The organism is Mycolicibacter longobardus, from assembly GCF_002102265.1.
Lineage (GTDB): Bacteria > Actinomycetota > Actinomycetes > Mycobacteriales > Mycobacteriaceae > Mycobacterium > Mycobacterium longobardum.
Genome location: NZ_LQPG01000026.1, coordinates 104,174 through 123,681, shown reverse-complemented (window position 1 = coordinate 123,681; position 19,508 = coordinate 104,174). Strand labels below are relative to the sequence as shown.

The following is a 19,508-nucleotide window of genomic DNA, read 5'->3' as shown; positions in this document are numbered from 1 at the left end:
CGTAAGACTAATCGTGCGCGAACAGCACGCCGTCGGCGATCAACCGCTCGGTTTCGCTGTCGTCGAGTCCGAGCACGCCGCGACAGATCGCGCGGGTGTCTTGGCCGGGCAGCGGCGCGGGCCGCTGCGGCGCCGGGGGGATATTGCGGAACGGTGCGGGACCGGTTTCGGCCGGCAGCGGATGCTCGATCAGCGGATGCGTCATGTCGACGAACACCGTGCGGTGGGCCAGCTGCGGATCGTCGGCGACGTCGGGCGGGCGGTTCATCGGCGCGGCAGGCACCCGGGCCGCCTGCAACAGCTCACCGATGTCGGCCGGGGTGCGGTCGCGGGTGTGCCGCTCCAACGCGGCCGTCAGGTCCCCGCGGTGTTCGGCGCGCGCCCCGGCGGTACTGAAGCGCGGATCGGATGCCAACCCCGGATCACCGAAACCCTCAGCGACACCACGCATATCGTCATCATCTCGGATCGAGATCACACACCATTCATCGTCGCCGGCACACGGGCAGACCAGGTCGAGTGCGGTGTCCGATTGGACGACGGATCCCGCGGCCCGGGCGACGTAGCTGGTGTCGAGTTGGTTGACCGCGGTCTCGGCCTGCGAGACGTGCACGTGGGAGCCGGCGCCGGTCCGCCGGGCGGCGATCAGCGCGGCCAGCGCCCCGATCGCGGTGACCCGCGCGACCACATGGTCGGGAAAGACGGTGGTCGCGTCGTAGAACGGGTGGCGCCCCGGCTCCGTCGTATCCTCCGGTGCGGTCCACAGCGCGGTGACCCCGGTGGTGGCACGTACCAGCGGGCCGTATCCCATCCGGCCGCTCCAGGGCCCGGTCTCCCCGAACGCGCTGCTCTCGGCGAGCACCACCCGCGGATTGAGTCCGCGCAGGGCGCCGTAGGAAAACCCCAGGGCGGCAAGTGTTCCCGGTTTGAAGTTGGCGAACACCGCGTCCGCTGTGCCGACCAGCCGGCCGAACAGGTCCTTGCCGGCCGGGCTGCGCAGGTCCAGGCCGAGCGCGGAGTTGTTGCGGTGCGTCCAGGCGAACGACTCGCTCATCACCGATCCGGGGCGGGCCTGCCGCAGTCCGTCCGGGTAGGCCGTGCTCTCCACCTTGATGATCTCGGCGCCCAGGTCGCCGAAGAGCCGGCTGGCCTCCCCGCCGGCCACGATGACACCCAGATCGACGATCCGCAGTCCCTCGAACGGTCGATCCCCGACGGCGCCGAAGGCCTGTTCGGGCAACCGCTCGGCGCGCCAGCCGGCGCCCGCGTCACCGGGGGCCGGGGCCGGTGTGCGAAAGCCGGCCCGGTGATCGTCGACCACGTAGTAGCCGGTCGGGATCACCGCCGAGAGCCCCGGGGCCAGTTCGGCCCGGGTAACCGCCCCCGCCACCTTCAGATGCTCCTCGACCAACACCTGCGCCGGGTCACCCACCGCGGCGATCGGCACGCCGCGGGCCTGCCCGGCCGCAACCAGGTCGGCCATGGTCTGGTCGGCGAACAGTTCGCGCACCAGCACGCTGACCTGTGGCCAGACCGCGAACCGCTCCCCCAGCACCCCGAATTTGGGGTCGGCGTACTCGGCCGGCTCCCCGAGCCAGCCCCACAGCGCCCGCCACTGGCGCGGGGACATCACACAGAGCCGGACATAGCCGTCCCCGCACGGCATTATCGGGTAGGCATCCTGATTCCGCGGCCGCCCGCGCCACCGGGTCGACACGCGTTGGGCCGCAGCGGCCTGGCCGTGCGCACCGAATATCGGGTCGAGCACGGTGACCACCGCGTCGAAGCGGGAGAAGTCGATGTAATCCCCTGCCCCGCAGCGCAGCCGGTTGTAGTAGGCGACCAGCACCGCCCAGGAGGCCTGTACGGCCGCGGTCGCCGAGGCGATGCCGTCCGGCGGCAGGACCGGGGTGCCGGTGGTGGGGCCCGACCGGGACAACGCACCGGAGAGTGCATAGAGCACCGCGTCGGTGGCCTGCCATGTCGAACGCGGCCCGTCCGCCCCGAAGTCGGTCACCGACATCGCCACCAGGTGACCGAACCGGTCGGCCAGTTCACCGCACGATGTTCCGAAGTCGCCAGCACGCCCTGTGGGGCCGCTGTCGACCACGATGTCGGCGCCGGCCACCAGCTCGTCGAACCGGTGGCGATCCCGCTCGTTCGCCGGATCCAGGGTGACGCTTCGCTTGTTGGCGTTGTGCAACGCGAACGGGATGCTCACACCGTCCAACAGCGGAGGGTCGTTGCGCTCCGGACTGCCGCCGGGGGGTTCCACCTTGAGCACGTCTGCACCCAGGTCGGCGAGCAACCGGGTGACCGCGGCGGCGTCGCCGTCGGCCAGATCAAGTACGCGAACCGATTCCAGCAGCACGCTGTCAGGGTAATGAACCGGTTGCCGCGGTCCCCGATCGGCGCGGACAATCGCAGGGGTGAGTGCAGAAACCGCGCCTCCGCCACCGTCCGCCCTGTCTGACGACGAACTGGCCCGCCTGAACGCCTACTGGCGGGCCGCCAACTATCTGTCGGTCGGTCAGATCTATCTGCTGGACAACCCGCTGCTGACCGAGCCGCTGCGCGCCGAGCACGTCAAGCCGCGGTTGCTCGGGCACTGGGGCACCACTCCGGGACTGAACCTGCTGTATCTGCACCTCAACCGGATCATCCGCAACCGGGATGCCGACATCATCTTCGTCACCGGACCCGGCCACGGCGGCCCGGCGCTGGTGGCCAACGCCTACTTGGAGGGCACCTACAGCCAGGTGTACACCGGCATCGGCGAGAACACCGAGGGCTTGCGGAAGTTGTTCCGGCAGTTCTCGTTTCCCGGCGGCATCCCCAGCCATGCGGCCACCGAGACCCCGGGCTCTATCCACGAGGGCGGAGAGCTGGGCTACGCGCTGGTGCACGCGTTCGGGGCGGCGTTCGACAACCCGGAACTGGTGGTCGCCTGTGTCATCGGTGACGGCGAGGCCGAGACCGGACCGCTGGCCGCAAGCTGGCATTCGAACAAGTTCCTCAACCCGGCCGTTGACGGAGCGGTGCTGCCCATCCTGCATCTCAACGGCTATAAGATCGCCAATCCCACTGTGCTGGATCGTATTCCGCATTCGGAGTTGGAAGCACTGCTGCGCGGCTACGGGTACCGTCCGATCACCGTCGCCGGCGATGATCCGGCCGTTGTACATCGGTTGCTCGCCGCCGCCCTCGACGACGCGTTCGACGACATCGCCGCGATCCAGCGCGCCGCCCGCAGTGACGGCTCGACCATGCGGCCGGTGTGGCCGATGATCGTGCTGCGCACCCCGAAGGGCTGGACCGGCCCGGCGGTGGTGGACGGCGAGCAGGTGGAAGGCACCTGGCGGTCACATCAGGTGCCGCTCGCGCAGACCCGCACCGACCCCGAGCACCGTCGCCAGCTGGAGGAATGGCTGCGCAGCTACCGCCCGGCGGAACTGTTCGACGAATCCGGCCGGCTGCGACCGGAACTGGCAGAGCTGGCACCACGCGGGAGTCGCCGAATGAGCGCCAACCCGCATGCCAACGGCGGACTGCTGCTGCGCGACCTGGACCTGCCGGACTTCCGTGACTATGCCGTGCCGGTCACCCGGCCCGCCACCGAGGTCCACGAGGCGACCCGGGTGCTGGGGGCGTTCCTCCGGGACGTCATCGATCGCAACCGCGACCGGTTCCGCCTGATGGGTCCCGACGAAACGGCCTCGAATCGCCTCGCGACGGTTTTCGAGGCGACCGACCGGACCTGGCTGTCGGCGACGGGTCCCGATGATGACCACCTGGCCCCCGACGGCCGGGTCATCGAGGTGCTCTCCGAGCACCTGTGCCAGGGCTGGCTGGAGGGCTATCTGCTGACCGGTCGGCACGGGCTGTTCAACTGCTACGAGGCGTTCGTGCACATCGTCGACTCGATGTTCAACCAGCACGCCAAATGGCTGGCCGTCAGCCGCGAGCTGCCGTGGCGCCGCCCGATCGCCTCGCTGAACTATCTGCTGACCTCCCACGTCTGGCGTCAGGACCACAACGGGGCGTCACACCAGGATCCGGGGTTCATCGACCAGGTGGCCAACAAACGGCCCGAGGTGGTGCGGGTCTACCTGCCACCGGACGGCAACACGCTGCTGTCGGTGACCGATCACTGCCTGCGCAGCCGCGACTACGTCAACGTCATCGTCGCCGGCAAGCAGCCGGCGCTGGCCTACCTGAACATGACCGACGCGGTGGCGCACTGCACCCGTGGTCTGGGCATCTGGGACTGGGCCGGCACCACCGCTCGAGAACCGGATGTGGTGCTGGCCTGCGCCGGCGACATCCCGACGCTGGAAACACTGGCCGCCGCCGACATCCTGCGCCACCAGCTGCCCGATCTCGCCGTGCGAGTGGTCAACGTGGTGGACATCATGCGCCTGCAACCGGCCACCGAACATCCACACGGCTTGCCGGACAATGAATTCGACGCCCTGTTCACCCGCAACAAGCCGGTGATCTTCGCCTATCACGGCTACCCCTGGCTGATCCACCGGCTCACCTATCGTCGGGCGAACCACGACCAGATGCACGTGCGCGGCTACCGCGAGCGCGGCACCACCACGACGCCGTTCGACATGGTGATGCTCAACGACCTGGATCGTTTCCATCTGGTGATGGACGTCATCGACCGGACACCGGGGCTGGGTGATCGCAGCGCGGTGCTGCGCCAGCAGATGGTCGACGCCCGGCTGGCCGCCCGGCTCTACACCCGCGAGCACGGCGAGGACGATCCCCGCATCACTGACTGGACCTGGCGAACAGACGCAACCGGGAACCACGGCGAGATAAGGTGACGGCCATGACTGTTCACCCGTCACCGGTCCGGATGCGCCGCAAGGCAACGTCGCTGCTGCTCGGCACCTTGGTCGCGTCGGCCACCATCGCCGGTGCCCCGTCGGCAGGTGCGACACCGGACCACACCATAGTTCCGGTCCGCTACGACCTGACCGGAACCGGCGTCGCCGGTTACGTCACCTACCAGACTCAGAACGGCCAGTCGCACGCCACCAACGTCCCGCTGCCCTGGTCGATTCAGCTGACCGGTCGAATGGCGAACGCGGCCCGGCCGGCCCCGTATTCACTCAGCGCTCAAAGCGCCGGCCCCGGCGCTCTGACCTGCACGGTCAGCGTCAACGGCAAGGTGGTCAGCCACAACACCGCGACCGGGGATCCGGCGCGGGTACTGTGCGTGACCTAGGTACCTAAGTCCGCAGCCGCGGGTCGACCGAAAACGACGGGGAGCCGCCGGGACGCCATCGCGGGTAGAATCCGCGGCAATGTCTGGTCATGAGTTCGCGCTGCCCGGGGGGTGGCATCCGTTGTCGCAGCTCTCGGCGCTGAACCAGTTCCGCGCCTTCGTCGACGTCGCCGTCGTGGTGGTGGTGCTGGCGCTGGCCAACCTGGTCGCGCACTTCACCACGCCCTGGGCGGCTGTGGCCACCGTCCCGGCCACCGCCGTCGGTCTGGTGGTCCTGGTCCGCTGCAACGGGCTGAGCTGGGCCGAACTCGGGCTTGGCCGTGCGCATTGGAAATCCGGCGTCGGCTATGCCGCGGCCGCCGTTCTGGTGGTGGTCTCCGCGATCGCGATCGGTGCGCTGCTGCCCTGGACCCGACCGCTGTTCTTGAACAACCACTACGCCACGCTGTCGGGCGCGCTGGTGGCCTCGATGCTCATCATCCCGTTGCAGACCGTGATTCCCGAAGAGTTGGCGTTCCGCGGGGCGCTGCACGGTGCGCTGCACCGGGCCTGGGGATTCCGTGGGGTGGCCGCGGCCGGCTCCCTGCTGTTCGGGCTGTGGCACATCGCCACATCGCTGGGACTGACCAGCAACAACGTCGGGTTCACCCGGGTACTCGGCGGCGGGTTCGTCGGCATGCTGGCCGGTGTGACGCTCGCGGTGCTTGCGACCGGAGCCGCCGGCTTCGTGTTCAGCTGGCTGCGCCGGCGCAGCGGCAGCCTGATCGCGCCGATCGCACTGCACTGGTCGCTCAACGGGGTGGGGGCACTGGCCGCCGCCATGGTGTGGCACCTGTCCGCCTGACCCGAAGCGGGAACCGCCGCATGGAACCGGCGGCTCAGACCAACAGCACCGCCGCGCCCGCGATCCGGCCCGCGGCCAGGTCCCCCAGCGCCCGGTCGGCGTCGCCCAGCGAATACTCCGGTGTGGTCACGTCGATGTGGTGCGCTGCGGCGAAGTGCAGGAATTCGCGGGCGTCCTCGCGGGTGTTCGACGTCACCGACCGGATCTGGCGTTCGCGGAAAAGGTGGCGCTGATAGTTCAGTGGCGGGATGTCGCTGAGGTGGATCCCGGCGATCGCCAGGGTGCCGCCCGCGTCCAGGGCCTGGCAGGCGGGCAGCACCAGCTCACCTACGGGCGCGAACAGGATGGCCGCGTCCAGTGGCACCGGCGGCGGGTCCGCGGCCTCCTGGACCGAGGCCGCGCCCAACTCCCGGGCCAGCTCCCGGGCTTGCCGATCACGCGTCATCACGTGCACCTCGGCGCCTCGGGCAAGCGCGACCTGGGCGGTGATGTGTGCGCTGCCTCCGAAACCGTAGATCCCGAGCCGGCCGCCCGGCGGCAGTTCGGCGCGCTGCAGCGAGCGGTAGCCGATGATGCCCGCGCACAGCAACGGCGCCAGCTCGCTGTCGCTGTAACCGGCAGGCAGGTGATGCGCGAACGCCGCTGGGACGGTGGCGAATTCGGCGTAGCCACCGTCTTCATCCCAGCCGGTGTAGAGCGACTGCGGGCACAGGTTCTCGTCGCCTCGGCGGCAGTATCGGCAGGATCCGCAGGTGTGGCGCAGCCAGGCGATTCCGACCCGGTCTCCCACCGCGAATTCGTCACCGGCGTCGGCACCCACCTCGACGACCTCACCGACCACCTCGTGACCGGGGATCACCTCGGCACGGTGTACCGGTAGGTCACCCTCGGCCACGTGCAGGTCGGTACGGCACACCCCGCATGCGTGCACGGCCAGCAGCAGTTCCGACGGTTGTGGTCGCGGCAGCGCGGCGGTGACCCGCTCGAGTGGTCTGCTGCTCATCGGTCCGGGCCTGCGCACCCGCCATGCCGACATCGACGCACCCGCCAACTGCGACCCCATAGACCTATGGTGCGCGCTCGACGGCGTGGGCGGCTACCTGCGGCGAGCCAGGCCGACGACCCACAACAGGACGATGGCCCCGCCCAGCGAGACGAAGAAGGTGAACCATTTGCGGCCGTGTTCGACGTCCACGCCCAACCAGGTGAGCAGCATCCCGCCGATGAATCCGCCGATCACCCCGATCAGGATGTTGAGCAGGATGCCCGAGCCGCCGCGCTTCATGACGCGGTTCGCCAGCCAGCCGGCGACACCACCGATCAGGACATACGCCAGCCAGCTGACCGAGGTCGGCGTGGACAGTGCAGCAGCGAGATAGCTTCCGGCCATGGGCATGATCCTAACGGGCCGGTGCCCGGGTCAGACGGTGTTTTACGCCGCCGGTGCCGGCACCGGAGCGGGCACGGGAGGCTGAGCCGGAGCCGGCGCCGGTGCGGGCGCGGGAGCCGGTGCCGGAGGCAGACCCGGAATGCCCGGTGCGGGGGCGGGCGCCGATTCTGCGGGGGGCGCCGCCAGCGGCCGGATGGACTCCGCCAGCGCGATGGCCGCGCCGGTGTCCACCGGGTTGTTGGCGGTCCCCAGCCACACCACGAACCAACGCTCGGTCTGCGGTCCGGTGCCGCCGCCGGCCGGCGGTACACCGATCACGCCGCTCCAGATCTGGCCGACCGGCTTGGCCGGGTCGGTGAACTTGACCTCGTAGTACGACGCACTGCCGGTCAGGCCGCCGCCGGTCAGGGGCGCGTTCACCTGGTTGGCGCGGGTTCCGGGATAGGGCATGAAGAACTCGCCCATGTCCGAGCCGAGGCGCGTGGCGGCCTTGGCGTTGTCGGTCTCGGCGCTGGCGTACAGCCGCTGGTCCAGCTTGCCGAGCACGATCCTGGTGTCGTTGGCCACCGGAGCCGGCTGCCCGGGCAGCATCGGCTCACCGGTCTTCTTGCTCAGCAGCGAGGACCCGTATTCGAGATGGGTGGTGTCGGACTGCACCCAGCCGGCCGGCAGCACGAAGCTGAATCCCCCGGCGGCATCGTCGACGCGGCCCGCCTCGGGCGCGGCCGGCTCGGCGGCCGGGTCCGCGGCCGGGGCCTGGGCGTTGGGGTCGGTCGGCACCGGCGCAGCCGGCGGCGCGTCCGCGGTGGGTGACGGCGCGGGGGCCGGCGGAACCGGGTCCGCGTACGCCGGCGATACCGCGGCGAACGTCAGCACACCGGCGATCGCGGCGGCCCACGTCGTCGCGGCCATCGCCCGAAGGCCCTTTGAGGTCAGGTCCACCTGTTTCATGGCAGAAAAACCTACCGTGTTGCCACCGGTACGCAAGTTACGCGGTGCCGAGGTGTGTCGCGCGCAGGGTCACTTCATGTGCTTTGACCCCGAACCAGATCTTCTCCCCCGGCGTCAACCGCAGCTCTGCCGCGGCGTCGGCGGTGATGTCGGCGGCCAGTCCCGGCGCCCCGTCCGGCTGATCGACGCCGCGCACTCGGACCGTGCGACCGCGTACGTCGAGTTCGGCCACCGTCACCTCGACAAGGTTGCGCGGGCTGCCCGAACGCGGGGGCTCCCGATACAGCGCAACCGCCTGCGGCGTGCTGACCGCAACCGCCGGCCGGCCGGCGTCCAGCCCCTCCTCGGCGGTTCCGTACCACCGGTCACCCCACCGGGTGCGCAGGATGCCATCGCCTTCGAGGACCCCGGTCACCAGATTGAACCCCGCGATGCGCGCCCCGAACCGACTGCGTGGCGCGGCCAATACGTCAGCGGTGCGGCCGATCTCGGCGATACGGCCCGACTCGAGCACCAGGACCCGGTCGGCCAACGCGAACACGTCGAGCAGATCGTGGGTGACCAGCACGGTGGTGCGGGCGGCCGCACTCAGCACCTCGCGCATCACGGTGCGCACCCCGGCCGCCGCCCCGACGTCGAGCCCGGACAACGGCTCGTCGAGCAGCAGCACCTCGGGTTCGGCGGCCAGCGCACGGGCGATCGCGACGCGCTGCGCCTGCCCGCCCGAGAGCCCGCGTGGCCGGCGCTCGGCCAGCGCCTCGGCGTCGACCGCCCGCAGCCATGGCGCCGCGGCCGCCCGGGCGGACGCCCTGCGCAGATCCCTGAGGCGGCGGCGACGTTGGGGCGACCCGAACGCCACATTGGCCGCCACACTCAGGTGCGGGAACAGCAGCGGATCCTGCAGCAGCAGTCCAACCCGGCGGTCACAGGTGGCCACGTATACCCCGGCCCCGGTGTCGGTCAGTATCCGATCACCGATCCGCACCTGGCCTTGGTCGGGCCGCAGCAGACCCGCGATCACGTGCAGCAAGGTCGATTTGCCGGCGCCGTTGGGCCCCAGGACAGCAAGGACCTCACCCGGCGCGATGCTCAACCGCACATCCAGGCCGCGCTCGGCCACCACGGCTTCCAGCGTCAGCCCGTCCGATACGGCGGTCACCCGACACCGCCCAGTCGCCGGACACCCAGCCCCAGCACCACCACTGCGGCCACGGCCACCAACAGCAGCGACATCGCCGCTGCGGCGTCGGCGTCGGAGACCCGCTGCAGATAGATGGCCAGCGGAAGCGTCCGGGTGACGCCCTCGCGGGACCCGGCGAAGGTCAGCGTCGCACCGAACTCGCCCAGCGACCGGGCGAACGCCAGCACCGCACCGGAGATCAGCCCGGGGGTCAGCAGCGGCAGTGTCACCCGCCACCACACCGCGCTCGGCCGGGCGCCCAAGGTGGCCGCCACCATCTCGAAGTCGGCGCCGGCGGTGCGGGCTGCGCCTTCCAGTGCGATCACCAGAAACGGCAGCGACACGAAAGTCTGGGCCAGCACCACCGCCGTGGTGGTGAACGCGATGTGGATTCCGGCGGCGTCCAGGTAGCGGCCCAGCAGCCCGAGGCGCCCGAACGCGTACAGCAGCGCGATCCCGCCCACCACCGGCGGCAGCACGAGCGGCAGCAGTACCAGGGGCCGCAGCAGCCGCACGATCCGCGCTTGACTGCGCGCCAGGACCAGCGCCATCGGCACCCCCAGCAGCACACAGAGCACGGTGCTGGCCGTGGCGGTCCGCAGGCTCAACGCCAGCGCCGCGGTGGCGGACGGACTGCTGATCAGCGACCAGAAATGCGGCCAGTCGACTTTGACCGCGATCCCCACCAACGGCAGGAGCACGAACGACGCGCCGATCGCGGCGGGCACATAGACCCAGCCCGGCAGGTCATTGGGCCGGCGCACCACCGCGGATCAGGGCTTGCCGAAGCCGGCCGCGTGCAGAATCTTCTGCCCCGCCTCGCCGGTGACCACGTCGACGAACGCCCGCGCGGGCCCGGCCTGCGGCGCGTCCTTGAGCAGGCCGATCGGATAGGTGTTGACCGCCCCCGCGGCCTCGGGGAATTCGACGGTGGCCACCTTGTCCCCGGCGTGGATCGCATCGGTGCGGTAGACGACACCGGCATCGGCCTGACCGGTGGTGACCTTGTTGAGGACATCGGTGACGTCGGGTTCCTCGCTGACCGGGTTCACCGAGACCCCGGTGCGTTCTTCGACCTTGTGGGTGGCCGCCCCGCACGGAACCGGGTCTTGGCACACCACCACGGCCAGCCCGGGTCCGGCCAGATCCGCGAAAGACCGCACCCGGTGCGGGTTTCCGGGGGCGGTCACGATCACCAGCGTGTTGGTGGCGAACGGTACCGCCGCGCCGTCCAGCAGACCGGCCTGCGCGACCTTGTCCATCTGAGCGGTGTTCGCCGAGGCGAACACGTCAGCGCCGGCGCCCTGCGTCAACTGGGTGGCCAGATCGGAGGAACCGGCGAAGTTGAAGTCCACCGCCATGCCGGGATACTCGGTTTTGTACTGCTCGGCGATCTCGGTGAACGCCGGCTGCAGGGATGCCGCCGCGAACACCGTGATCGACGGCGTTTGGGGGCCGGAGCTGCAGCCGGCCGTCCCCGCCGCCAGCATGATCGCCACCGCGGCACAGGCCGCCCGCGTTCGCGCCATGCATCGCACCCTAGCGGCGATCGCAAGAACGGCGCAGCCGGGCGCGCGGGTCGCCGCCATACAACCCAGCGGCGATCGCAAGCACGGCGAAGCCGGGCGCGCGGGTCGCCCGCCATCAACCCAGCGGCGATCGCAAGCACGGCGAAGTGCCTGGCCCCCCGACCGTGGCCAGATCGTGTCCGTGCCGAGTTGCGCCCCTAACCCACAAAGCCGCTACTGTCCAGTAACATAGCTGCGAACAGAGGAGGTCCTACCGATGGATGTGCTGGTCACCGGTGGTGACACCGATTTGGGTCGCGCCGTTGCCGAGGGTTTCAGCGAGGCTGGCCACAAGGTGACGCTCGCGGGTATGCGCGGCCCCGAACTCGAGGTCGCCGCCAAGGAACTCGACGCCGAAGCCGTCGTCTGCGACAACACCGATCCCAACAGCCTGCAGCAGGCCCGCAGCCTGTTCCCGCACCACCTCGACACCATCGTCAACGTCCCGGCGCCACGCTGGCACGGCGGCGACCCGCGCGGGTACTCCCTGGCCGACCAGGCCAACGCGTGGCGCAGCGCGCTCGACGCCACCGTGCTGTCGGCGGTGCTGACGGTTGCGACCGTCGGCGACCACCTGCGCTCCGGCGGCTCGATCATCTCGGTGGTGCCGGAGAACCCCCGCGGCGGCAGCGCCGACGCAGCGGTCAAGGCCGCCCTGTCGGATTGGACCGCCGGGCAGGCCACCGTATTCGGCACCCGCGGGATCACCGTCAACGTGGTCGCCGCTGGAGACGGCGCCCGTCCGGGCTATGACGGGCTGACCAGCGTCCCGCCCACCGGGGCCGACGAGATCGCCCGCCTGGCGGTGTTTTTGACCTCGCCGGCGTCCCGGCACATCACCGGCCAGACGCTGCACGTCGGCCACGGGGCGCTGGCCTGTTTCGCCTGACTGCGACGGCAGCGGACCGGAAGTGGCTAATCCCACAACCGGCGGATGCCGTGACCGCGAATTAGGTCGACTAGCGTATTGGTGAACGCAGTCGCCGTCGAGGAGCAACCGGATTCCCATGAATGCCCAGCCTGAAGTCACTGCGCCGCTGAACAGACGCCACCAGGTCGTCATCATCGGATCGGGATTCGGTGGCCTGACCGCAGCAAAGAAGCTCAAGCGGGCGGACGTCGACATCAAGTTGATCGCCCGCACCACCCACCACCTGTTCCAGCCGTTGCTGTACCAGGTGGCGACAGGGATCCTCTCCGAGGGCGAGATCGCCCCGTGCACCCGCGTGGTGCTGCGCAGGCAGCGCAACGCCCAGGTGCTGCTCGGCGACGTCACCCGCATCAACCTTGCCGAGAAGTTCGTCACCTCCGAGGTGCTCGGCCACACCTACGACACCCCGTTCGACAGCCTGATCATCGCCGCCGGCGCCGGACAGTCCTACTTCGGCAACGACCACTTCGCCGAGTTCGCGCCCGGCATGAAGACCATCGACGACGCCCTGGAGTTGCGCGGCCGCATCCTGAGCGCCTTCGAGCAGGCCGAGCGGTCCAGCGACCCCGAACGGCGGGCGAAGCTGCTGACGTTCACCGTCGTGGGCGCCGGACCGACCGGCGTCGAGATGGCCGGCCAGATCGCCGAACTGGCCCACCACACCCTCAAGGGGGCCTTCCGTCACATCGACACCACCCAGGCGCGGGTGATCCTGCTCGATGCCGCCCCCGCCGTGCTGCCCCCGATGGGCGAGAAGCTGGGCCGCCGAGCCGCCGAGCGCCTGCAGAAGATGGGCGTCGAGATCCAGCTCGGCGCCATGGTGACCGATGTCGACCGCAACGGGCTGAGCGTCAAGGATGCCGACGGAACCATCCGGAGAATCGAATCCCAGTGCAAGGTGTGGTCCGCCGGCGTCGCGGCCAGCCCGCTGGGCCGTGACCTTGCCGAGCAGTCCTCGGTCGAACTCGACCGTGCCGGACGGGTCAAGGTACTGCCGGACCTGTCGGTGCCGGGTCACCCGGACGTCTTCGTCATCGGCGACATGGCCGCGGTCGACGGCGTCCCCGGCATGGCGCAGGGCGCCATTCAGGGCGCCAAGCACGTCTCGAACACCATCAAAGCCGAGCTCGGCGGCGCGAACCCGGCCGACCGGGAACCGTTCCAATACCTGGACAAGGGCTCGATGGCCACCGTGTCCAGGTTCTCCGCGGTCAGCAAAATCGGGCCGTTGGAGTTCAGCGGGTTCATCGCCTGGCTGGCCTGGCTGGTACTGCACCTGATCTACCTGGTCGGGTTCAAGAACAAGGTGAGCACGCTGCTGTCGTGGAACCTCACGTTCTTGAGCACCGGCAGGGGTCAGTTGGCGATCACCGAGCAGCAGGCCTTTGCCCGCACCCGGCTCGAACAGCTCGAAATGCTGGCGGCCGAGGCACAGCGCGGTGTCGACCGCGCGGTCAGCTAACCGGGCAGGTTCTGCAACCGGACCTGGCCCCGCGCGACCACCCGCTCGTCGGAATCGGTGATCGTCACCAGCCACAGCTGCTGGCGACGGCCACGATGGATCGGAGTGGCCTCGGCGTAGACGGTTCCGGACGAGACTGCCCGCAGAAAGTCGGTGTTGTTGTTGACGCCGACGACAGAACCGTCCGGATCACCGCCTTGCGCAGTCAGCCAGCTGTGACCTGAGACACTGGCGACGCTTTCGATGATGGAGCAGTAGACGCCGCCGTGCACGATCCCCGCCGGCTGGCACAGCTTGGGCTGCAGCTCCAGTTCGGCGCGCGCACCGTCGGGGCCGATATCGGTGTAGACCAGGCCAATCTCGCTGTCGAAGGGTGCGGCGAACTGGGGCGGGAAGCCGGTGACAGCCATGCCATGGTTGTACACGATCCCCACATCGCGGCGACGTTCACACCTGCTGCGCCGAGCAGACCCACAGCTTTCCCATACGACAGCCGGTAGTAAATAAGGGTAGGCTTGGTCCGTTGCCCGGGGAGTTGATAACGACATGGCGAAACAGACCCACTTAGGGGACTTGGAACGAGCGGTGATGGATCATCTGTGGTCCACGCCGGAGTCCCAGACGGTGCGCGAGGTCCATGAAGCGCTGTCCGTTCAGCGCGACCTGGCCTACACCACCGTGATGACCGTCCTGCAGCGACTGGCCAAGAAGAATCTGGTGTCGCAGATCCGCGATGACCGCGCACACCGTTACACACCGGTCCGAGGGCGCGATGAGCTGGTCGCCGGGCTGATGGTGGAGGCACTCGACCAGGCCGCCGACTCCGGAGACCGCCGTGCCGCGCTGGTGCATTTCGTCGAGCGTGTCGGCGTCGACGAGGCCGCGGCACTGCGGCGCGCCCTCGATGAGCTGGAAGCCAAACATCGCATCGGCCTCCCGGCTGGCGGCCGACCCGCGTCCTGAGGGAGACTGGCAGCGTGTCCGCGCTGGCCTTCACCATCGTCGCGCTGCTGCTCGTAGGGCCGGTACCCGCCCTGCTGGCGCGCGCGGACTGGCCGCTACGCGCTCCGCGGGCCGCGATGGTGCTCTGGCAGGCCGTTGCGATCGCCGCGGTTCTATCTGCGTTCAGCGCAGGTCTGGCCACCGCGACCCGCCTGCTGATGCCGGGCCCGGATGGCCGGCCCACATCCACGATCTTCGGGTCCATCGAACGTCTGGGCTGGCCGCTGTGGACCTTCTACACCGCGGTCTTCGCGTTGACGCTGATGGTCGGGCTGCGCCTGACGTTGACCGTGTTGCGGCTCGCGATCGGCACCCGGCAGCGCCGGGCCCGGCACCGCATGCTGGTCGATCTGGTCGGCGTCACCGACGGCGCTCCGGCGGTGCGCACCAGCGGCCTGCGGATCCTGCAGGTGATGCAGCCGCTGGCCTACTGTCTGCCCGGGATGCGTAGCCGGGTGGTGCTCAGCTCCGGGACGCTGCACGCGCTCAGCGACACCGAGCTGGCCGCCCTGCTGTGTCATGAGCAGGCCCATCTGCGCGCCCGGCATGACCTGGTGTTGGAAGCCTTCACGGCGGTGCACACCGCGTTTCCGCGGTTTGTGCGTAGTGCCAGCGCCCTGGACGCGGTCCGGTTGTTGGTCGAACTGCTCGCCGACGACGCCGCCGTCCGGGTTGCCGGCGCTCCTCCCCTGGCCCGCGCCCTGGTGACCTGCGCTTCGGCCGCCGTCCCCGCCGGCGCGCTGGCGGCCGGCGGCCCCAACACGGTGCTGCGGGTGCAGCGACTTTCGGGCCGGGGCAACAGCCGCGCCGTGGCGGCCGCTGCCTATACGGCCGCCGCCGGGGTGCTGACGGTGCCCACGGTCGCGCTGGCGGTACCGTGGCTGACCGAACTGCACCGACTGATCGCGAGGTAACCCACGCCGCCCGGCGTACCTCGGATCGGGATCCTCTACCACCGAAAGGCGAATATATGAGCGCGTCGAAGGTTGTCGGCACCGCCCAGATCGGAGTGACCGGTCTGGCCGTCATGGGGTCCAACATCGCGCGCAACTTCGCCAGCCATGGCTACACCGTCGCCCTGCACAACCGGTCGGTCGCCAAAACAGACGCGCTGCTGGACGCCTACGGTTCCGAGGGGAACTTCGTGCGCAGCGAGTCGATCCCGGAATTCCTTGCCGCCCTGGAAAAGCCGCGCCGGGTGCTGATCATGGTCAAGGCCGGCGACCCGACCGACGCCGTCATCAACGAACTCGCCGACGCGATGGAGCCCGGCGACATCATCATCGACGGCGGCAACGCGCTCTACACCGACACCATCCGCCGGGAGAAGGCGATGGCCGCTCGCGGCCTGCACTTCGTCGGGGCCGGTATCTCCGGCGGCGAGGAGGGCGCGCTCAACGGGCCCTCGATCATGCCCGGCGGCCCCAAGGAGTCCTACGAATCGCTGGGCCCGCTGCTGGAGGAGATCTCCGCGCACGTCGACGGGGTGCCGTGCTGCACCCACATCGGGCCGGATGGGGCGGGCCACTTCGTCAAGATGGTGCACAACGGCATCGAGTACTCCGATATGCAGCTGATCGGCGAGGCGTACCAGTTGCTGCGCGACGGGCTGGGATTGTCGGCGCCGCAGATCGCCGAGGTGTTCACCGAGTGGAACGCCGGGGAACTGGACAGCTACCTGGTCGAGATCACCGCCGAGGTACTGCGTCAGGTGGACGCCAAGACCGGCAAGCCGCTGGTCGACATCATCGTCGACGAAGCCGAGCAGAAGGGCACCGGCCGCTGGACGGTGAAATCCGCGCTGGACCTGGGCGTTCCGGTGACCGGCATCGCCGAGGCGGTGTTCGCTCGGGCGCTGTCGGGCTCGGTCCCCCAGCGCCGCGCCGCGGCGGGCCTGGCCTCCGGATCGCTCGGGGAGCTCCCCGCCGATGCGGCCCGGTTCACCGAGGACGTCCGCCAGGCGCTGTACGCGTCCAAGATCGTCGCTTATGCGCAGGGTTTCAACCAGATTCAGGCCGGCAGTGCCGAACACGGCTGGAATGTCACCCCGGGAGATCTGGCGACCATCTGGCGCGGCGGCTGCATCATTCGCGCGAAGTTCCTCAACCGCATCAAAGAGGCCTTCGACACCGACGCCGACCTGGTGAGCCTGCTGGCCGCGCCGTATTTCCGCAGCGCGGTCGAGGCTGCCATCGACTCGTGGCGGCGGGTGGTGACCACGGCGGTCAGTCTGGGTATCCCGGCGCCCGGTTTCTCCTCGGCCCTGGCCTACTACGACGGCCTCCGGACCGAGCGACTGCCGGCCGCCCTGACCCAGGCTCAGCGTGACTACTTCGGCGCGCACAGCTACGGGCGGGTGGATATGCCGGGCAAGTTCCACACGCTGTGGAGTGCCGACCGCAGCGAAGTACCGGCCTAGGCCAGCAGGCGCAGCACGGCATCGGTGTAGGCCTGCGGGTCTTCGATCTGCGGGTAGTGGCCCAGCCCGGGAAGTTCGACGACGTCGGCGCCCGGGCGCAGCTCCCGCAGACCGTCCAGCACATTGGTGGTGGCGACCGGGTCGCCGAGTCCCCACACGAAGCCCAGCGGCTTGGGCCACTCGCGAACTGCGCCGTGCCAGCGCTGCGCATACCGGACCCGTTCGTGCAGGTAGGCCGAGAGCAGGTGCGCGATCCGATGGCCCCCGTTGTGGGTCAGCAGGGCCCATTGTGCGGCGGCCTCGTCGGAAGCCAGCGGATGATCGGCGCTGAACAGCCGGCCGAACCCGCGAACGAAACTGCGCCGGTTGGTCAACCGCGCGGCGACTCCGCCGAACGGGCCGCGCAGCACCTTCTGGATCGGCCGCAGGCTGGCCCGCTCCAAGATCACACTGCCGTTGGAGAGCACCGCTCGTTGCAGGTCGAAGCCCAGCGTGCCGTCCAGGTCGCGGGCCAGAAGTTCGGTGGCCACCGAGGTGCCCATGTCGTGCGCGGCCAGCACCACCGGACCGGTGATGCTCGACACGACCTGCTGCACCAGATCAGCCTGCTCCAAAAGGCTGTAGTGATGCGGACGCGGTTTGTCCGACAGGCCGAACCCGAGGAAGTCCATCGTCAGCCAGGACCGGCCGGCAAGCCGGGCGATGACCGACCGGAAATCGTAGGAGCAGGTCGGAAAACCGTGCAGCAGCAGCACAGTAGGCCCTTCCCCCGCACCTGATCGCACAAACACCCGGCCCGCGGCGGTCGACACCCACCGGCCACCGTCCCGCCAGTCGCGCACGCTGCTCGGCAATGTCGTCATGGTCATCGAGGCCATTGTGCACCGCGACGCTGCACCGCCGGAGCGCCCGCCAAGTGGTCTGCACCGTCGCGCTGGCGGTACCGTTGCTGACCGGGCCGAAACCGTACCGCCCGGTGGTGGGCGGACCGCGGCCCGCGACGTGTGGAGGGGAACAGATGGGCTCGTCGGAACCCGACAATCCGGTGGTGGTCGCCCGATGAAGTTCGTGAGCGGGTACGACCACCACGCCTACGACCTGACCTACGACGATGTCTTCATCGTCCCCAACCGGTCGGCCGTCGATTCGCGCCTCGACGTCGACCTGGCCACCGTCGACGGCTCGGGCACCACCATCCCGGTGGTCGTCGCCAACATGACCGCGGTTGCCGGCCGGCGGATGGCCGAGACCGTGGCCCGGCGCGGCGGCATCGTGGTGCTGCCCCAGGACCTGCCGATCGAGGCCGTCCGCCAAACCGTGGCATTCGTGAAGAGCCGCGACCTGGTCGCCGACACCCCGGTCCTGCTCTCCCCCGACGATTCGGTGTCCGCCGCGATGGCCCTGATCACCAAACGCGCGCACGGCGCGGCGGTGGTGGCCGTCGACGGCCGGCCCACCGGCCTGGTGACCAGGGCCTGCTGCGAGGGTGTGGACCGCTTCACCCGGGTCCGCGACGTCGCACTGTCGGACCTTGTCACCGCGCCGGTCGGTACCGAGGCGCGCAAGGTCTTCGACCTGCTGGAGCACGCGCCGGTCCCCATCGCCGTGCTGACCAACCCCGACGGCACCCTGGCCGGTGTGCTGACCCGCACCGGTGCGATCCGGGCCGGGATCTACACCCCCGCCACCGATGCGTCCGGCCGGTTGCGCATCGCCGCAGCGGTCGGCATCACCGGCGACGTCACGGTCCGGGCCACCGCCCTGCTGGACGCCGGGGTGGACGTGCTGGTGATCGACACCGCGCACGGGCACCAGGAGAAGGCGTTGCAGGCGATCAGCGCGGTGGCGGCCCTGGGCCCGGGCGTCCCCCTGGTGGCCGGCAACGTCGTGTCGGCGGAGGGCACCCGGGACCTGATCGCCGCGGGGGCGGACATCGTCAAGGTCGGCGTCGGGCCCGGTGCCATGTGCACCACCCGGATGATGACCGGGGTGGGTCGGCCTCAGTTCTCCGCCGTGCTGGACTGCGCGGCCGCGGCACGCGAGCTGGGCGCCCACGTGTGGGCCGACGGCGGGGTGCGCCATCCCCGCGACGTCGCCCTGGCGCTGGCCGCGGGAGCGTCGAACGTGATGATCGGCTCCTGGTTCGCCGGCACCTACGAGTCCCCCGGCGACCTGATGTTCGACCGGGAGGGCAGGCCGTACAAGGAGAGCTACGGCATGGCCTCCAAACGCGCCGTTGCCGCCCGCACTGCCGCCGACAGCGCGTTCGACCGGGCTCGCAAGGCGCTGTTCGAGGAAGGGATTTCAACCTCGCGGATGGATCTGGACCCGGACCGCGGCGGCGTCGAGGACCTGCTGGACCACATCACCTCCGGTCTCCGCAGCACCTGCACCTACGTCGGTGCGACCGACCTGGCTCAGTTGCATGAGCGGGTGGTGCTCGGGGTGCAGTCGGCCGCCGGTTTCGCCGAGGGCCATCCACTGCCGTTCGGGTGGTGAGCTCCACACCGCGATGAGCATCC

Annotated in this window: 18 protein-coding genes and 1 pseudogene; 9 read left to right on the top strand and 10 right to left on the bottom strand. The window is 69.8% G+C overall.

Annotation, left to right across the window (positions count from 1 at the left end; all coding sequences use genetic code 11):
- Positions 1-7: 7 nt before the first annotated feature.
- A complete protein-coding gene (locus AWC16_RS14300) occupies positions 8-2,371 on the bottom strand; it encodes a CaiB/BaiF CoA-transferase family protein (RefSeq protein WP_085265402.1) in 2,364 nt (787 codons plus the stop codon).
- Positions 2,372-2,429: 58 nt separating this feature from the next.
- Here AWC16_RS14300 and AWC16_RS14295 point away from each other — a divergent pair, with 58 nt between their 5' ends.
- From AWC16_RS14295 to AWC16_RS14285, 3 genes are all read left to right on the top strand, one after another.
- Positions 2,430-4,835 carry a phosphoketolase family protein gene (locus tag AWC16_RS14295; protein ID WP_085265401.1) on the top strand — a complete coding sequence of 802 codons (2,406 nt, stop codon included), beginning with the start codon at positions 2,430-2,432 and terminating at the stop codon, positions 4,833-4,835.
- A gap of 5 nt (positions 4,836-4,840) precedes the next feature.
- The gene (locus tag AWC16_RS14290; RefSeq protein WP_234812274.1) at positions 4,841-5,239 is read left to right on the top strand and encodes an MmpS family transport accessory protein; all 399 of its coding nucleotides are present in this window, start codon (positions 4,841-4,843) and stop codon (positions 5,237-5,239) included.
- 79 nt (positions 5,240-5,318) lie between these two features.
- Positions 5,319-6,083: a CPBP family intramembrane glutamic endopeptidase gene (locus AWC16_RS14285; protein ID WP_085265399.1), complete on the top strand. Its 765-nt coding sequence runs from the start codon at positions 5,319-5,321 to the stop codon at positions 6,081-6,083.
- A gap of 34 nt (positions 6,084-6,117) precedes the next feature.
- On the opposite strand, the gene AWC16_RS14280 is transcribed toward AWC16_RS14285, so the two are convergent.
- The 7 genes and pseudogenes from AWC16_RS14280 to modA form a co-directional block, all read right to left on the bottom strand.
- Positions 6,118-7,146, bottom strand: a complete 1,029-nt coding sequence (locus AWC16_RS14280) for a zinc-binding alcohol dehydrogenase family protein (protein WP_085265398.1) — start codon at positions 7,144-7,146, stop codon at positions 6,118-6,120.
- Between the two features lie 33 nt (positions 7,147-7,179).
- Positions 7,180-7,473, bottom strand: a complete 294-nt coding sequence (locus AWC16_RS14275) for a GlsB/YeaQ/YmgE family stress response membrane protein (RefSeq protein ID WP_234812273.1) — start codon at positions 7,471-7,473, stop codon at positions 7,180-7,182.
- 42 nt (positions 7,474-7,515) lie between these two features.
- Positions 7,516-8,424: an APA family fibronectin-binding glycoprotein gene (locus AWC16_RS14270; protein ID WP_085265396.1), complete on the bottom strand. Its 909-nt coding sequence runs from the start codon at positions 8,422-8,424 to the stop codon at positions 7,516-7,518.
- 37 nt (positions 8,425-8,461) lie between these two features.
- Positions 8,462-9,028: a TOBE domain-containing protein gene (locus AWC16_RS25790; RefSeq protein ID WP_409370677.1), complete on the bottom strand. Its 567-nt coding sequence runs from the start codon at positions 9,026-9,028 to the stop codon at positions 8,462-8,464.
- A gap of 54 nt (positions 9,029-9,082) precedes the next feature.
- Positions 9,083-9,517, bottom strand: a pseudogene (locus AWC16_RS25785) (ATP-binding cassette domain-containing protein); the annotation flags it as partial.
- A 62-nt stretch (positions 9,518-9,579) separates the two neighbouring features.
- Positions 9,580-10,368, bottom strand: coding sequence for an ABC transporter permease (locus AWC16_RS14260; RefSeq protein ID WP_109561419.1), 789 nt, complete (start codon positions 10,366-10,368; stop codon positions 9,580-9,582).
- Positions 10,369-10,377: 9 nt separating this feature from the next.
- Positions 10,378-11,133, bottom strand: a complete 756-nt coding sequence (modA, locus tag AWC16_RS14255) for a molybdate ABC transporter substrate-binding protein (RefSeq protein ID WP_085265395.1) — start codon at positions 11,131-11,133, stop codon at positions 10,378-10,380.
- Positions 11,134-11,389: 256 nt separating this feature from the next.
- Here modA and AWC16_RS14250 point away from each other — a divergent pair, with 256 nt between their 5' ends.
- Positions 11,390-12,061 (top strand): SDR family oxidoreductase, encoded by a 672-nt coding sequence (locus tag AWC16_RS14250; RefSeq protein WP_085265394.1) that lies wholly within the window; start codon positions 11,390-11,392, stop codon positions 12,059-12,061.
- A gap of 118 nt (positions 12,062-12,179) precedes the next feature.
- On the top strand, positions 12,180-13,565 hold the full coding sequence (locus AWC16_RS14245; RefSeq protein WP_085265393.1) for an NAD(P)/FAD-dependent oxidoreductase: 1,386 nt from the start codon (positions 12,180-12,182) through the stop codon (positions 13,563-13,565).
- Here AWC16_RS14245 and AWC16_RS14240 read toward each other — a convergent pair.
- Entirely contained in the window at positions 13,562-13,975 is a 414-nt protein-coding gene (locus AWC16_RS14240; RefSeq protein WP_085265459.1) for a PaaI family thioesterase, read from the bottom strand. The two genes, AWC16_RS14245 and AWC16_RS14240, sit on opposite strands and share 4 nt — an antisense overlap.
- A 136-nt stretch (positions 13,976-14,111) precedes the next feature.
- Between AWC16_RS14240 and AWC16_RS14235 the strand changes: the two genes are divergently transcribed.
- The 3 genes from AWC16_RS14235 to gndA are packed head-to-tail and all read left to right on the top strand — an operon-like array spanning position 14,112 to position 16,986.
- Positions 14,112-14,528: a BlaI/MecI/CopY family transcriptional regulator gene (locus AWC16_RS14235; protein ID WP_085265392.1), complete on the top strand. Its 417-nt coding sequence runs from the start codon at positions 14,112-14,114 to the stop codon at positions 14,526-14,528.
- A gap of 14 nt (positions 14,529-14,542) precedes the next feature.
- Positions 14,543-15,481, top strand: coding sequence for a M56 family metallopeptidase (locus AWC16_RS14230; RefSeq protein WP_085265391.1), 939 nt, complete (start codon positions 14,543-14,545; stop codon positions 15,479-15,481).
- A 56-nt stretch (positions 15,482-15,537) separates the two neighbouring features.
- On the top strand, positions 15,538-16,986 hold the full coding sequence (gene gndA / locus AWC16_RS14225) for an NADP-dependent phosphogluconate dehydrogenase (protein ID WP_085265390.1): 1,449 nt from the start codon (positions 15,538-15,540) through the stop codon (positions 16,984-16,986).
- Here gndA and AWC16_RS14220 read toward each other — a convergent pair.
- The gene (locus AWC16_RS14220) at positions 16,983-17,864 is read right to left on the bottom strand and encodes an alpha/beta fold hydrolase (RefSeq protein ID WP_409370669.1); all 882 of its coding nucleotides are present in this window, start codon (positions 17,862-17,864) and stop codon (positions 16,983-16,985) included. The genes gndA and AWC16_RS14220 overlap by 4 nt on opposite strands.
- Before the next feature lie 181 nt (positions 17,865-18,045).
- On the opposite strand from AWC16_RS14220, the gene AWC16_RS14210 reads away from it, so the two are divergent.
- Positions 18,046-19,485 (top strand): GuaB1 family IMP dehydrogenase-related protein, encoded by a 1,440-nt coding sequence (locus AWC16_RS14210; protein WP_085265388.1) that lies wholly within the window; start codon positions 18,046-18,048, stop codon positions 19,483-19,485.
- The last annotated feature ends 23 nt before the right edge of the window (positions 19,486-19,508 follow it).

Bases quoted from the DNA above. Each gene is read 5' to 3' on its own strand.
- AWC16_RS14290 (WP_234812274.1), top strand. From the start codon at position 4,841: ATGACTGTTCACCCGTCACCGGTCCGGATGCGCCGCAAGGCAACGTCG.
- AWC16_RS14285 (WP_085265399.1), top strand. From the start codon at position 5,319: ATGTCTGGTCATGAGTTCGCGCTGCCCGGGGGGTGGCATCCGTTGTCG.
- AWC16_RS14280 (WP_085265398.1), bottom strand. From the start codon at position 7,146: ATGGGGTCGCAGTTGGCGGGTGCGTCGATGTCGGCATGGCGGGTGCGC.
- AWC16_RS14275 (WP_234812273.1), bottom strand. From the start codon at position 7,473: ATGGCCGGAAGCTATCTCGCTGCTGCACTGTCCACGCCGACCTCGGTC.
- AWC16_RS14270 (WP_085265396.1), bottom strand. From the start codon at position 8,424: ATGAAACAGGTGGACCTGACCTCAAAGGGCCTTCGGGCGATGGCCGCG.
- AWC16_RS25790 (WP_409370677.1), bottom strand. From the start codon at position 9,028: ATGCGCGAGGTGCTGAGTGCGGCCGCCCGCACCACCGTGCTGGTCACC.
- modA (WP_085265395.1), bottom strand. From the start codon at position 11,133: ATGGCGCGAACGCGGGCGGCCTGTGCCGCGGTGGCGATCATGCTGGCG.
- AWC16_RS14250 (WP_085265394.1), top strand. From the start codon at position 11,390: ATGGATGTGCTGGTCACCGGTGGTGACACCGATTTGGGTCGCGCCGTT.
- AWC16_RS14245 (WP_085265393.1), top strand. From the start codon at position 12,180: ATGAATGCCCAGCCTGAAGTCACTGCGCCGCTGAACAGACGCCACCAG.
- AWC16_RS14240 (WP_085265459.1), bottom strand. From the start codon at position 13,975: ATGGCTGTCACCGGCTTCCCGCCCCAGTTCGCCGCACCCTTCGACAGC.
- AWC16_RS14235 (WP_085265392.1), top strand. From the start codon at position 14,112: ATGGCGAAACAGACCCACTTAGGGGACTTGGAACGAGCGGTGATGGAT.
- gndA (WP_085265390.1), top strand. From the start codon at position 15,538: ATGAGCGCGTCGAAGGTTGTCGGCACCGCCCAGATCGGAGTGACCGGT.
- AWC16_RS14220 (WP_409370669.1), bottom strand. From the start codon at position 17,864: ATGGCCTCGATGACCATGACGACATTGCCGAGCAGCGTGCGCGACTGG.
- AWC16_RS14210 (WP_085265388.1), top strand. From the start codon at position 18,046: ATGAAGTTCGTGAGCGGGTACGACCACCACGCCTACGACCTGACCTAC.